Source organism: Microbacterium sp. JB110, from assembly GCF_003335195.1.
Classification (GTDB): Bacteria; Actinomycetota; Actinomycetes; order Actinomycetales; family Microbacteriaceae; genus Microbacterium.
This window is the reverse complement of record NZ_QPGM01000003.1, coordinates 290,934-303,434: the sequence shown is the minus strand read 5'-3', so window position 1 is coordinate 303,434 and position 12,501 is coordinate 290,934. Positions and strand designations below refer to the sequence as shown.

12 protein-coding genes are annotated in these 12,501 nt (G+C 67.1%); 5 read left to right on the top strand and 7 right to left on the bottom strand.

All coding sequences use genetic code 11. From position 1 onward, the window contains the following. Positions 1–68: 68 nt before the first annotated feature. The 3 genes from chvE (at position 69) to mmsB (ending at position 4,068) form a co-directional block, all read left to right on the top strand. Positions 69–1,202, top strand: coding sequence for a multiple monosaccharide ABC transporter substrate-binding protein (chvE, locus tag CIK77_RS07600; RefSeq protein ID WP_249268506.1), 1,134 nt, complete (start codon positions 69–71; stop codon positions 1,200–1,202). Between the two features lie 92 nt (positions 1,203–1,294). Continuing rightward, positions 1,295–2,848, top strand: coding sequence for a multiple monosaccharide ABC transporter ATP-binding protein (gene mmsA, locus CIK77_RS07595; RefSeq protein ID WP_087054326.1), 1,554 nt, complete (start codon positions 1,295–1,297; stop codon positions 2,846–2,848). After that, positions 2,845–4,068 (top strand): multiple monosaccharide ABC transporter permease, encoded by a 1,224-nt coding sequence (mmsB, locus tag CIK77_RS07590; protein ID WP_087054327.1) that lies wholly within the window; start codon positions 2,845–2,847, stop codon positions 4,066–4,068. Before mmsA ends, mmsB begins: the two co-directional genes overlap by 4 nt. Before the next feature lie 56 nt (positions 4,069–4,124). On the opposite strand, the gene CIK77_RS07585 is transcribed toward mmsB, so the two are convergent. From CIK77_RS07585 to CIK77_RS07555, 7 genes are all read right to left on the bottom strand, one after another. Next, a complete protein-coding gene (locus tag CIK77_RS07585) occupies positions 4,125–5,588 on the bottom strand; it encodes an aldehyde dehydrogenase family protein (RefSeq protein ID WP_087054328.1) in 1,464 nt (487 codons plus the stop codon). A 41-nt stretch (positions 5,589–5,629) separates the two neighbouring features. Then, the gene (locus CIK77_RS07580; RefSeq protein ID WP_087054329.1) at positions 5,630–6,901 is read right to left on the bottom strand and encodes an ABC transporter substrate-binding protein; all 1,272 of its coding nucleotides are present in this window, start codon (positions 6,899–6,901) and stop codon (positions 5,630–5,632) included. Beyond that, complete coding sequence (locus tag CIK77_RS07575) at positions 6,898–7,947, bottom strand: branched-chain amino acid ABC transporter permease (protein ID WP_087054330.1); 1,050 nt, start codon at positions 7,945–7,947, stop codon at positions 6,898–6,900. Before CIK77_RS07575 ends, CIK77_RS07580 begins: the two co-directional genes overlap by 4 nt. Next, entirely contained in the window at positions 7,944–8,825 is an 882-nt protein-coding gene (locus CIK77_RS07570) for a branched-chain amino acid ABC transporter permease (protein WP_087054331.1), read from the bottom strand. Before CIK77_RS07570 ends, CIK77_RS07575 begins: the two co-directional genes overlap by 4 nt. Further along, on the bottom strand, positions 8,822–9,541 hold the full coding sequence (locus tag CIK77_RS07565) for an ABC transporter ATP-binding protein (RefSeq protein WP_087054332.1): 720 nt from the start codon (positions 9,539–9,541) through the stop codon (positions 8,822–8,824). Before CIK77_RS07565 ends, CIK77_RS07570 begins: the two co-directional genes overlap by 4 nt. Next, positions 9,538–10,323, bottom strand: coding sequence for an ABC transporter ATP-binding protein (locus CIK77_RS07560; RefSeq protein WP_087054333.1), 786 nt, complete (start codon positions 10,321–10,323; stop codon positions 9,538–9,540). Before CIK77_RS07560 ends, CIK77_RS07565 begins: the two co-directional genes overlap by 4 nt. A gap of 139 nt (positions 10,324–10,462) precedes the next feature. Further along, positions 10,463–10,927, bottom strand: a complete 465-nt coding sequence (locus CIK77_RS07555) for a MarR family winged helix-turn-helix transcriptional regulator (RefSeq protein ID WP_087054334.1) — start codon at positions 10,925–10,927, stop codon at positions 10,463–10,465. 197 nt (positions 10,928–11,124) lie between these two features. On the opposite strand from CIK77_RS07555, the gene CIK77_RS07550 reads away from it, so the two are divergent. Both CIK77_RS07550 and CIK77_RS07545 read left to right on the top strand, forming a co-directional pair. Further along, the gene (locus CIK77_RS07550; RefSeq protein ID WP_087054335.1) at positions 11,125–11,601 is read left to right on the top strand and encodes a MaoC family dehydratase; all 477 of its coding nucleotides are present in this window, start codon (positions 11,125–11,127) and stop codon (positions 11,599–11,601) included. Continuing rightward, the gene (locus CIK77_RS07545) at positions 11,598–12,494 is read left to right on the top strand and encodes an SDR family NAD(P)-dependent oxidoreductase (protein ID WP_087054336.1); all 897 of its coding nucleotides are present in this window, start codon (positions 11,598–11,600) and stop codon (positions 12,492–12,494) included. The genes CIK77_RS07550 and CIK77_RS07545 overlap by 4 nt, the downstream gene beginning before the upstream one ends. Positions 12,495–12,501: the final 7 nt, after the last annotated feature.

Below are 12,501 nucleotides of genomic sequence, written 5' to 3'. Positions count from 1 at the left end.
GCCCCGTTCCACGGATAGGAGCGCTCCCACTTTCAACGAAGAGAGACACAGCAATGAAGCGAACTGGCATGCGTTTGATCGCCATCACCGGCGCCGTCGCCCTGGGCATCGGTCTTGCCGGGTGTGCGAGCGACGGCTCGGGATCAGGCGAAGGAGACGGCGCGGCAGAGGACATCACCGTCGGTGTGGCGATGCCGACGGAGACGAGCGAGCGTTGGATCGCCGACGGCGAGGCGGTCGAGTCGCAGCTGGAGGATGCCGGCTACGACGTCGACCTCCAGTTCGCGAACGACGACATCCCGCGTCAGCAGCAGCAGATCGACCAGATGATCACGAACGGCGCCGACATCCTGATCGTCGCATCGATTGACGGCACGGCGCTGGCGACCCAGCTCGAGAACGCCGCGGGCAAGGGCATCCCGATCATCTCGTACGACCGCCTCATCAACGGCACGGAGAACGTCGACTTCTACGTCACCTTCGACAATTACACGGTCGGCGTGCAGCAGGCGCAGTCGCTGCTGCGCGGTCTCGGCTACCTCGACGAGAACAACGAGGAGACCGGGCTCGACGAGGAGAAGATCGTCGAGCTGTTCGCCGGTTCGCCGGATGACAACAACACGAAGTTCTTCTACCAGGGCGCGATGGACACGCTGCAGCCCTTCCTCGACGACGGCCGCCTCACGGTGCCGTCCGGTCAGACCGACATGGACACCATCTCCACGCTGCGCTGGGACCAGGCCACGGCACAGAAGCGCATGGAGGACCTGCTCACGAGCACCTACAACGGCGGCTCCGACCCGCTCGACGGCGTGCTCGCGCCCTACGACGGCATCTCGCGCGGCATCATCACGGCACTCGAGAACGCCGGCTACGGCTCCACGATCGAGGAGGGCCTGCCGATCCTCTCCGGTCAGGACGCCGAGATCGCATCGGTCAAGCTGATCCGCGACGGTGTGCAGTACGCGACGATCTTCAAGGACACTCGCAAGCTCGCCTCGCAGGCCGTCGCAGCAGCCACGGCGTTCGCCGAGGGCGAGGAGCCTGAGGCGAACGACACCGAGTCGTACGACAACGGCGTCAAGGTCGTACCGTCGTTCCTGCTCGAGTCCGACATCGTCGTCGCCGACAACATCGGCGAGCTGCTGGTCGACTCCGACTACTGGTCGGAGGACGAGATCGAAGCGGGCGTCGCGGAGTAACTCCGCGCGCTGAGGTCCGGCGGGGCCGTCGCACGCGGCGGCCCCGCCGGACCGGCCCGAATCGATTCTGCGAACGAATGACAGGAGCAGCGATGTCTGACGCGATCCTCGAGATGCGCAACATCACCAAGAACTTCCCCGGCGTCAAGGTCCTCAAAGACGTGAGCCTCAACGTCGAACGAGGCAAGATCCACGCGATCTGCGGTGAGAACGGCGCCGGAAAATCAACCCTCATGAAGGTGCTGTCCGGTGTCTACCCGCACGGCACATTCGACGGCGATATCGTCTTCGACGGCAAGCCGCAGCGTTTCGGTGCCATCAAGGATTCCGAGCGAGCCGGCATCGTCATCATCCATCAGGAACTCGCCCTCGTCCCGGCCCTGTCGGTGACGGAGAACCTGTTCCTCGGCAACGAGATCGTCCGCGGGGGTCTGATCGACTGGCACGAGGCCAACGCCGAGGCGGCCAAGCTGCTGGAGAGGGTGGGCCTGCGCGAGAACCCGACGACCCCGATCGGTCAGCTCGGCGTCGGCAAGCAGCAGCTCGTGGAGATCGCGAAGGCGCTCACCAAGGACGTGAAGCTGCTGATCCTCGACGAGCCGACGGCCGCCCTCAACGACAACGACTCCGAGCATCTGCTCGGCCTGCTGCGCGACCTTCGCGAGCAGGGCATCACCTGCATCATCATCTCGCACAAGCTGGGAGAGATCGTCGACATCGCCGACTCGACGACGATCATCCGCGACGGAGAGACGATCGAGACGATCGATATGCACGGTCAGGACGCGACGCAGGACCGGATCATCCAGGGCATGGTCGGGCGCGCACTCGAGAGCCGCTTCCCCGAGCGCACCCCGAAGATCGGCGAAGAGATCTTCCGCGTCGAGAACTGGCGCGTCTCGCATCCCACCCAGCCGGGGCGCATCGTCGTCGACGACGCCTCGATCTCGGTGCGGGCAGGAGAGATCGTCGGCATCGCCGGCCTCATGGGCGCCGGACGCACCGAGTTCATGATGAGCGTCTTCGGCCGCAGCTATGGGCGCGACGCGTCGGGAAAGGTGTTCCTGCACGGCAAGGAGATCTCGACGCGCACGGTCAAGGACGCGATCGCGAACAGGATCGCGTACGTCTCCGAGGACCGCAAGACGTACGGGCTGAACCTGATCAGCGACATCAAGACGAACGTCTCCTCGTCGGCGCTCGGCAAGCTCTCGACCGCGTCGGTCTTCGTCAACGGCAATGAGGAGATCAAGATCGCGGAGCAGTACCGCCGCGATCTGAACATCAAGTCTCCGACGGTCGCGCAGGTGGTGGGCAACCTCTCCGGCGGGAACCAGCAGAAGGTCGTGCTGTCGAAGTGGCTGTACACCGACCCCGATGTGCTCATCCTCGACGAGCCCACACGCGGCATCGACGTGGGAGCGAAGTACGAGATCTACGAGATCATCGGCGCGCTCGCGGCCGCGGGCAAGGCGATCATCGTCGTCTCGAGCGAGCTGCCTGAGCTGCTCGGGCTGTCCGACCGCATCTACTCTCTCGCCTACGGGCGCATCACGGGCCAGCTTCCCGCCGCTGAGGCGACGCAGGAGAAGATGATGGGCCTCATGACAATCGAAAGCACTTCCGCGAAGGAGACCGCAGCATGAACAACGTGCTGACTGAGGCCAAGAACCTCCTCACCCACAACCTGCGCACGTCCGGCATCTACATCGCGTTCGTCGCGATCATCGTGCTGTTCACGATCCTCACCAACGGCACGCTGCTCAGCCCCGAGAACGTGACCAACATCGTGCTGCAGAACGCGCACATCCTGATCATGGCGCTCGGCATGATCCTCGTGATCGTCGGCGGCCACATCGACCTCTCGGTCGGCTCCGTGCTGGCGTTCGCATCGGCCGTGTCGGCCGTGCTCGTCATCCGGATGGGCCTGCCGTGGTGGGTCGGCGTCATCGCCGCGATCATCACAGGTCTCATCGTCGGGGTATGGCAGGGATTCTGGGTCGCCTTCGTCGGCATTCCGGCGTTCATCGTGACCCTCGCCGGCATGCTGCTGTTCCGCGGACTGACGTGGCTCGTGCTCGACAACGTCTCGCTGTCGCCGTTCCCGAACGCCTATCGAGAAGTCGCGAGCGGGTTCATCGATCCGGTCTTCGGCGAGATCGTGGTCGGCCAGGGCGAGGGCCTGAAGTCCGTCGCGCAGACCGTCGACGTGTTCACGCTGCTGATCGGCGTGTTCGCTGTCGCAGGTGTGATCGTCAGCGCGTGGCGCAGCCGCCGCACCCGCCTCGGCTACAACCAGCCCGTCGAGTCGATGACCCTGTTCATCCTGAAGATCGCCTCGGTCTCGGTCGTGCTGCTCGCCTTCGCGTGGGCGCTGGCCTACAACCGCGGCTTCCCGCTCGTGCTGATCATCGTGGCCGTGCTCATCCTGGTGTACCAGGTGGTCACGAACCGCACAGTGTTCGGGCGCCACGTCTACTCCGTCGGCGGCAACCTGTCGGCGGCGCGCCTGTCGGGTGTGAACGTCAAGAGCGTCAACTTCTGGATCTTCGTGAACATGGGAATGCTCACCGGCATCGCCGCCGCGGTGTTCTCCTCGCGATCCAACGGCGCGCAGCCCGGTATGGGCAACATGTTCGAGCTCGATGTGATCGCGGCCTGCTTCATCGGCGGAGCATCGACGATGGGCGGCGTGGGCCGCGTCGGCGGCGCGCTCGTCGGCGGTCTGGTGATGGCGGTGATGACCAACGGCATGCAGCTGATGGGCGTGCCGCAGTCGGCCCAGCAGATCATCAAGGGCCTCGTGCTGCTGCTCGCGGTGGCCTTCGACATCTACAACAAGCGTCGCGCCGGCGCCACGCGCTGACGCGACGAGAAGGGGCCGGACGGGTCTTCTCCGTCCGGCCCCTTCTGCGCATCCGGCTACTCCTCCAGCCCGATCAGCACCGACTTCGTGCGGGTGTAGGAGGCGAGGGCCTCCGGGCCGTTCTCGCGGCCCCATCCGGAATCCTTGACGCCGCCGAACGGCATCGACGCGTCGAGCATCGCCCAGCCGTTCACCCACACGATGCCGGCCTCGAGCCGCGCGGAGACGCGGTGGGCGCGGCTGATGTCGGTGGTCTGCACGCCGGCGGCCAGACCGTACGCAGTGCCGTTCGCGAGCGCGATCGCCTCCTCCTCGGTGTCGAACGGCTGCACGGTCAGCACAGGGCCGAACACCTCTTCGCGCACGGCTAGCGCATTCTGGTCGAGCCCCGAGATCACGGTCGGCTGATAGTAGTAGCCGCCGTCGAGATCGATGCGCTCCCCGCCCGTGACGATCTCGCCGCCGGATGCGACGGCGTCCTGCACCATCTCCTCGACGCGTCTGAGCTGGTCGGCACTCGCCAGCGGTCCGATCACCGTCTCGGGGTCGCTCGGCCTGCCGAGCGGCACATTCCCGACGGCGTCGCGGAGGATGCCCACGACTGTGTCGTGGATCGAGCGCTCCACGAGCAGGCGGGGTCCCGCCATGCAGAACTGTCCGGTGTTGAAGACGAAGGCACTGATCACGGCGCCGATCGCTTTGTCGAGATCCGCGTCGGCGAACACGATGTTCGCGGCGTTGCCGCCCAGCTCCGCCACAACCGGCTTGAGATGCTCACCCGCGTTCCTGGCGACGATCCGGCCCACCTTCGTCGACCCTGTGAACACGACCATGTCGACATCCGGGTGCGTCACCAGCGCATCGCCCAGCTCGGGGCTCGCGCCGGTGACCACGTTGTACACCCCGTCGGGAACTCCCGCATCGCGCAGGATCTCGGCCATCAGCAGCGCGCTCAGCGGCGTCTGCGGGGCCGGCTTGTGCACGATCGTGTTCCCCGCGGCGAGCGCCGGCGCGATCTTCGAGCTCGACAGGATGATCGGGAAGTTGAACGGCGTGATCGCCCCGACCACGCCGCGCGGTTCGATGCGCGTGTAGGCGAAGGCGGGAGCGGGCACATCGCGGGTGGCGCCGTCGAGCTGTTGCGCGAGCGCTGCGCAGTACTCGAACGAGTCCGCAGTGTTGTTCACGTCGACTGCGCGTGCGAGGGAGATCGGCTTGCCGACGTCTATGCTCTCGGCAGCGGCGAGCTCCTCGCTGCGCTCGCGCATGCCGGCCGCGATCCGCAGCAGCACCCGCGAGCGCTCACGCGCGGGGATGCGCGACCACCCGCCGTCGTCGAAGGCCTTCCGCGCCGCGGCCACGGCTGCCTCGACATCCGCTGCTGCGCCGTCGGCGACACGGATGACGACCTCTCCTGTCGACGGATCGATCACGTCCATCCGGCCGCCGTCCGCGGCGTCGCGCCACCGCCCTCCGATCCACAGTCGAGGTGTGATCTCGGGCAGCTCGATCCCTGCCATGATTCTCCTTATTCAGCTCAGCGCATCGCCGGGGCCCGGACTCAGCCGAGGTCGGCTGTCATCCAGTCATCATCGTCGGATGCCCACTTGCGCACGGCGAGGTCGGCGATCGGCGGGCTGCCGAGATTGCCGCCGTCGAGGGTGAGGTCATCGTGCATCAGCGAGATCTCATCCGTCTGAAGGCCCGCGATCGCCTCCATGAACGACTCGCGCGTCGGCTCCTGGGTGGCCTCCAGCGCCTTCGTCAGGGTGTCGGCCATCGCCCATCCGAATACGGTGTTGATGTAGCACGCTTCCACGTCCGGGGAGTACTCCGCCATGGCGTCCAGGTAGTTCTGGACGTCCTCGTCCTCCTCATCGGCTGGCGAGCACGGCCACTTCGTGAACGCCCCGGAGTAGAGGTCAGGCAGGTAGTCCCCCGCGCTCGCCTCACGCACCACGTCGGGCGCAGCGGAGACGATCGGCAGGTAGGTGATCGGCGACCACTGCAGGTCGCCGAGCTTCTCGAGCACGGCCGTCTGAGCCGACGGCACGTTCACGCCGGAGAAGAAGGCGTCGGCCTCGCTGGCGGCCAGCGCGGAGACCTGGCTGTCGTAGACGGTATCGGTCGAACTGAACGACGCCTGATCGACGAGCTCGACCTGCGACCCCTCGATCGCCGATGTGAGGCCTTCCAGATAGGCCTCGCCCTGGTCGTCGTTCTGGGCGAGGAAGGCGACCGTCATCGGCTCATCCAGCGAGACGAGGTACTCGCCGAAGGTGGCGGCCTCGTTCTGATAGGTGGGCCACCATCCGAGGGTGTACGGGTTCGCCTCACGGTCCTCGCTGAACGCTGCGGCGCCGGTGCCGAGGAAGACCTGCGGCACCTCGAGATCAGTGGCGGTCGGCATCACGGCGAGGTTCGACGCGGTGCCGAACATGCCGTAGGTCGCGAACACCTGGTCCTGGTCGACCAGTCGCTGGAAGTTCTGCACGAGCCTGGAGGGGTCGTACGCGTCGTCGTAGTAGACGAACTCCACCTCGCGGGTATTGCCGTCGCCCATCGTCACACCGCCGTCGGCGTTGAGCGCGTCGACGTAGGCCTGCATCGACGCCAGCTGCGTCTCGCCGTTGCGCGAGAGCGGGCCGGAAAGGGGAAGGCTGGAGCCGATCTTGATGGTGTCGTCTGTGATTCCGGGCGAGGCGGTGACCGTTTCTCCGCCCTCGCCCTCGCCTTCTCCTGTCGACGGCGGTCGTGAGCAGGCAGACAGGACCAGGCCGGCGATGCCGACTGCGGCGATCCCGGCGATGAGACGACTGGTCGCGGTGTTCATTGTTCTCCTCCATGGTGCGTATGGATGGGTTCGGGTGAATCCTTGGGCGGGAGCGGCGCCCGCACGCGCTCGGCGGCCGTCGCCTCCCCGGTGCGTCGTCGTCGCGCGATGAGGCGCGGCAGCAGTGCCAGCCCTCCGGCGATTCCGCCTGGCACGAAGAGCACGACCAGGACGAGCACGATGCCGTAGATCAGCGCCGACTGTTCGGGGCTGACCGAACCGGCGATCGTCGGAACGTACACGTAGAACAAGGCGCCGATCACGGGCCCCACCAGGCTGCGCATCCCGCCGATGACCAGCGATGCCAGCAGGGTGATCCCCAGCAGGAAGCCGAGTGTGTCCGGCGAGACGTACTGGGTGTTGTACACGAAGAGGAATCCGCCGGCTCCGCCGAAGGAGGCGGAGATCGCGAAGGCGAGGATCTTGTACCGGCGGATCGGCACGCCCATGGACGCACCGACGACTTCGTTCGTGCGCACCAGCGCGAGCGCCCTGCCCATCTTGCCCTTGACCATGTTGCGCGCCACGAGGAACAGCACCGCGGCGACGACCACGCTCACGTAGAAGCCCCATTGGTCGCGTGCGAGCCCCGACCACGCCGGTGCCTCGCCGATGTCGGCGCGCAGGCCGCGCGTGGCGCCGGTGAGGGATTTGAACCGGATGGCGATGGGCACAGCGATCAGCGAGAGTGCGAGTGTGATGAGAGCCAGCGAATGGCCGTGCAGCTTCACGACAGGGAAGGCGACGATGAGACCGAGCAGGCCTGGGATGAGGCAGGCCGCAGCGAAGGCGACGACGACGGGCACGCCCATGTTCGCGAAGATCGCGGTGGAATAGGCGCCGAGCCCGAAGAACGCCGCCTGCGCGAGCGAGATCTGCCCGGCATGACCGGTCACGATGCTCAGCCCGACCAGGGCGACCGCGTAGGCCGCGGCGAGCGAGAGCTGAAGCGTGGCGTACGGCGACGCGTTCAGCGGGAACAGCAACAATGCGACGGCGACGAGTGCGCCGACCGCCCACTTGACGATGAGAAGCGGCCGGTTCATACGCGCACCAGTTCCTTCGTTCCGAACAGGCCCTGCGGGCGGAAGACCAGGATGATCGCCATCAGCACCAGCGGAACGACGATCTTCAGGTCGGTGGACACCACGGGCACGTAGGTCGCCGCGAGGTTCTCGACCACGCCGATCGCGAGCGCGGCCACCACGGCGCCGAGCGGGCTGTTCAGCCCGCCGAGGATCGCGGCGGAGAGTGCGTAGATCAGCACAGTGTCCATCAGGGTCGGGCTCAGGAACACTCTCGGCGCGATCAGGCAGGCCGCCAGCGTTCCGAACGCAGCCGCCATGCCCCAGCCGACCATCAGCAGCTGGCCCGTGGGGATGCCGAGCAGCGCACTCGACTCGCGGTTGTCGGCGACGCTGCGCATCACCAGGCCGAACCGGGTGCGCATGAACACGAACTGCATCAGCAGCACCACGATGGCGAGGATCACGAGGTTGCCGAGGCTCTCGTAGGTGACGGCGACACCGCCGATCCGGAACACTCCCTCGGGGAACATCGTCGGGAACTGCGTGGCGCCGTGACCCCAGATCAGGCTGATGATGCCGGTCAGCGCGATCAGCATGCCGACCGTGATGACGATGAGCGTCAGAGGGTGCTTGCCGTACAGCCGCCGCATCACGAAGCGCTCGGTAGCGGCGCCGAAGGGCACGGAGAGCACGACCGCGATGAGCACGGCCACGCCGATGGGCAGCCCGATGCTCCACATCGTCCAGGCGAGGTAGGCGCCGAAGGCCCCCATCGTGCCCTGGGCGAAGTTCACAACGCCCGTCGACTGGTGCACGAGGACGAGCGCGAGTGCCAGGGCCGCGTAGATGGACCCCGTCGCGAGGCCGTCCATCACCTGCTGCAGCGCCGCAGTCATTCCCCGCCTCCCAGGTATGCGCGTCGGATGGCGTCCTGCGCCGAGAGCTCCGCAGGGCTTCCGGAGGCCGCGACGCGTCCGTTCTCGAGCACGATCACGTCGTCGGCCATGTCGAGGACCAGTGCGGGGTTCTGCTCGACGATCAGCATCGCCACTCCTGTCTCGCGCCGCAGCGTCGAGATCGTCTCGAACACCTCGCTGGTGACCTTCGGCGCCAGGCCGAGCGACGGCTCGTCCAGCAGCACGAGCCGCGGTGCCCCCATCAGCGCTCTGGCTATGGCGAGCATCTGCTGCTCGCCACCGGAGAGGCTGCTGCCCTTCTGCTTGCCCCGCTCGACGAGGCGGGGGAACAGTTCGAAGTAGAAGTCCAGGTCCTTCCTGACCTGGGCGCGATCCCTGCGCAGAGCAGCACCAGCGTCGAGGTTCTCGCGCACAGTGAGACCGGTCAGCGTGCCCCGTCCCTGCGGGACGTGCGCGATGCCGAGGCGGGCGACCCTGTCGGCGCGCATATGCGTGAGATCGCGGCCGTCGAACCGGATCGTTCCTCGACGGCCGACCATGCCGCAGATGGCCCGCAGCGTCGTGGTCTTCCCCGCACCGTTGGCGCCGAGCAGCGTCGTGACCCCGCCTTCGTCCACGTTCAGGGAGACGCCGTGGAGCACTCGGTTCCCTCCCGCGTACGAGGCGTGCACGTCAGTCAGTTCCAGGAGGGTCATACGGCCTGCCCCAAGTACGCTTTGATCACCGCGGGATCCTTCTGCGCTTCGGCGGCCGGCGCGGTGATGATGTTGTTCCCCTCGACGAGGATGTCGACCATGTCGGTGATGTCGCCGACGAAGCCCAGGTGGTGCTCGACAAGCAGAATCGTCATCCCCCATTCGTCCCTGAGCGCCCGGATGCACAGCGCCAGCTCGTCGATCTCCTGATGCGAGAGCCCGCCGGCCGGTTCGTCGAGGAGCAGCAGCTTCGGCCGCGACACGACAGCGCGCGCGAGCTCGACCAGCTTCTGATTGCCGTAGGGCAGCGATCCTGGCGTCTCATCAGCCTGATCGGCGAGACCGGTCCACGCCAGCAGGTCCATCGCCTGGGCGCGCACGCGCTTCTCGTCCCGCCTCACCCCTGACAGGCGGAACGCGCCGCTGAAGAATCCGCCCGCCATGTGACTCTGCGCTCCGACCATCACGTTCTCCAGCACCGTGAGGTGCTGGTCGAGCGTCGGGTGCTGGAACGTGCGTGCGAGGCCGAGGCCGGAGAGCTGATGCGCCGGATGGGAGAGGAGTTCATCGCCTGACAGCGTGATGCTGCCCTGCTGCGGGCGGTACAGCCCGCTGATGCAGTTGAACAGCGACGTCTTGCCCGCGCCGTTGGGACCGAGCAGCCCGTGGATCGTGCCGGCGCGCACATCGAGCGCGACGTCGGAGAGCACCCTGAGCCCTCCGAACGAGAGCTCCACGTCGCGGACCCGCAGCAGCGGCTCCGTTCCGGCGTCGACCGACATGTGAAGCTCCCTTGCTCACGTGCGTCTCATCCGGTGTCCCACGCTGGACCCGGATGTCTTTCAGATAGACTGATACTGGGTACTGTGACACCTCCGCACAGGACGTGTCAATCGCCGCAGTCGGATGCGTCCGTGTTCGTTACTCGAACGTGCGGCGGCACCGCCGCAGCAGCTCAGCGAGCATGTCCCGCTCCGCAGCGTCGAGGTCTGCGACCATATGCTCCTCGAGCGCCGCGATGTGCGGATCGACCTCCTCGAGTTTGCGCGCCCCGAGCTCCGTCAGGAAGAGCAGGCGGCGGCGGGCGTGTGCGGGGTCGGGCTCACGACGCACGAACCCCGTCTCGAGCATCGGATCGATCGTCATCGCCATCGTCTGCGCACGCACGAGGGACCTTCTGGCGAGCTCCGAACTCGTCAGCCCCGGCCGTCGCACGAGCACTGACAGCGCCGTGTACTGCGCCGACGTGAGACCGCTCTCCCGGCAGGCGTCCATGAGCCTGCGACGCAGCGCGAGCTCCAGCTGTTTGATCACGTAGGCGAAGCCGCGGAACTCCCCCGGCCTCTCCACCGTGATCGCCCCGTATGCTCCCGTCGTCTCGTCCATGACGCCTCCTCATCCGCCCGGGCGCGACTCGCCCTGCGTGCGCATCTTCCCATCCGGCGGCAGATCATCCGGATGCCGACCCGTGACATCCGGCAGGATCTTCGCTACCGTGGCTTTCGATTTCAGTTTCCCTGAAATCACGGATCATTGTCGATACCCCGCCGCGCATCGATGCGCGGCCGATCACGGAGGCACCCATGGCCGAGCCCTCAGACGCCCCGCCCACGCTGACCACCGCCGTCGAGAACCTGCCAGACATCGCAGGGAAGACGTTCGGTCCGTCCGAGTGGCGAGAGGTGACGCAGGATGAGATCGACCTGTTCGCGAAGGTCACCGGCGACCACAATCCGATTCACGTCGACCCTGCCGCCGCGGCGAAGACCCCCTACGGCACCACGATCGCGCACGGCCTGCTGACCCTGTCGCTCGTCGTGCCGATGATGGCCGAGGTCTTCGAGGTCACCGGCGCGTCGATGGGTGTGAACTACGGCCTCAATCGGTTGCGCTTCCCCGCTCCGGTGCCGACCGGATCGCGCGTGCGGGTGACCGGCGAAGTGGCGAGCGTCGACGAGGTCGCCGGCGGCTATCAGCTCGTCACGCCGATCACGTGGGAGATCGAGGGCGGATCCAAACCGGTCTGCGTCGCCGAGCTGGTTCTGAGGTACTACCGATGAGCGCCGTCACGATGAAGGACAGGGTCGCCATCGTCACTGGAGCCGGGCGCAGCCTCGGCCGCTCATACGCGCTCGCGCTCGCCGAGGCAGGCGCAGCGGTCATCGTCAACGACGTCGACGCCGAATCCGCGGATGCCGTCGTCGCCGAGATCGAGCAGGCCGGCGGTCGCGCGACGGCCGTGGTCGCGCCGGTCGGCCCCGCAGAGACCGCCGATCAGCTGGTCGCGGCCGCGATGGAGACGTACGGCCGCCTCGACGCACTGATCGCCAACGCCGGTGTGCTGCGCGATCGCGTGCTGTGGAAGATGCCGGACGAGGATTTCGACCTGGTGGTGAACACGCACCTGCGCGGCAGCTTCACCTGCGGCCGTGCCGCGGCGACCGCGATGAAGGAGCAGGGCGAGGGAGGACGCATCGTGCTGATCGGCTCCCCCGCCGGGCAGTTCGGCAGCTTCGGCCAGACCAACTACGCCAGCGTCAAGGCCGGCCTGGTGGCGATGGCGCGCACGTGGTCGCTCGAGTTGGCACGGGCCGGAATCACCGCCAACGCGGTGGTGCCCACGGCTCTGAGCCCGATGACGGCGACGATCCCCGCATACGCAGACCTGTACGAGCGCTTCGTCGCCGGTGAGGAGATCCCGGCGGAGTTCCGCCACGACCACGCCCTCGGCTCGCCGGATGATGTGGCCCCGCTGATCGTGTGGCTCGCGTCCGAGGCGTCCGAGGGCGTCACGGGGCAGGCCATCGGGATCGGCGGCGATCGGCTCACCCTGTACGCGCACCCGACAGCGCTCGATGCCGCCTACAGCGACGGCGGCTGGACGGCCGACGGCATCGATGACGCGTGGCGCACGCAGTTCGCCTCGCAGGCGCAGGTCTCGGGACCGCAGTAGGACGGGT

What these genes read in the sequence shown, in the direction of transcription:
- chvE (WP_249268506.1), top strand. Translation starts at nt 69, where the DNA reads ATGCGTTTGATCGCCATCACCGGCGCCGTCGCCCTGGGCATCGGTCTT.
- mmsA (WP_087054326.1), top strand. Translation starts at nt 1,295, where the DNA reads ATGTCTGACGCGATCCTCGAGATGCGCAACATCACCAAGAACTTCCCC.
- mmsB (WP_087054327.1), top strand. Translation starts at nt 2,845, where the DNA reads ATGAACAACGTGCTGACTGAGGCCAAGAACCTCCTCACCCACAACCTG.
- CIK77_RS07585 (WP_087054328.1), bottom strand. Translation starts at nt 5,588, where the DNA reads ATGGCAGGGATCGAGCTGCCCGAGATCACACCTCGACTGTGGATCGGA.
- CIK77_RS07580 (WP_087054329.1), bottom strand. Translation starts at nt 6,901, where the DNA reads ATGAACACCGCGACCAGTCGTCTCATCGCCGGGATCGCCGCAGTCGGC.
- CIK77_RS07575 (WP_087054330.1), bottom strand. Translation starts at nt 7,947, where the DNA reads ATGAACCGGCCGCTTCTCATCGTCAAGTGGGCGGTCGGCGCACTCGTC.
- CIK77_RS07570 (WP_087054331.1), bottom strand. Translation starts at nt 8,825, where the DNA reads ATGACTGCGGCGCTGCAGCAGGTGATGGACGGCCTCGCGACGGGGTCC.
- CIK77_RS07565 (WP_087054332.1), bottom strand. Translation starts at nt 9,541, where the DNA reads ATGACCCTCCTGGAACTGACTGACGTGCACGCCTCGTACGCGGGAGGG.
- CIK77_RS07560 (WP_087054333.1), bottom strand. Translation starts at nt 10,323, where the DNA reads ATGTCGGTCGACGCCGGAACGGAGCCGCTGCTGCGGGTCCGCGACGTG.
- CIK77_RS07555 (WP_087054334.1), bottom strand. Translation starts at nt 10,927, where the DNA reads ATGGACGAGACGACGGGAGCATACGGGGCGATCACGGTGGAGAGGCCG.
- CIK77_RS07550 (WP_087054335.1), top strand. Translation starts at nt 11,125, where the DNA reads ATGGCCGAGCCCTCAGACGCCCCGCCCACGCTGACCACCGCCGTCGAG.
- CIK77_RS07545 (WP_087054336.1), top strand. Translation starts at nt 11,598, where the DNA reads ATGAGCGCCGTCACGATGAAGGACAGGGTCGCCATCGTCACTGGAGCC.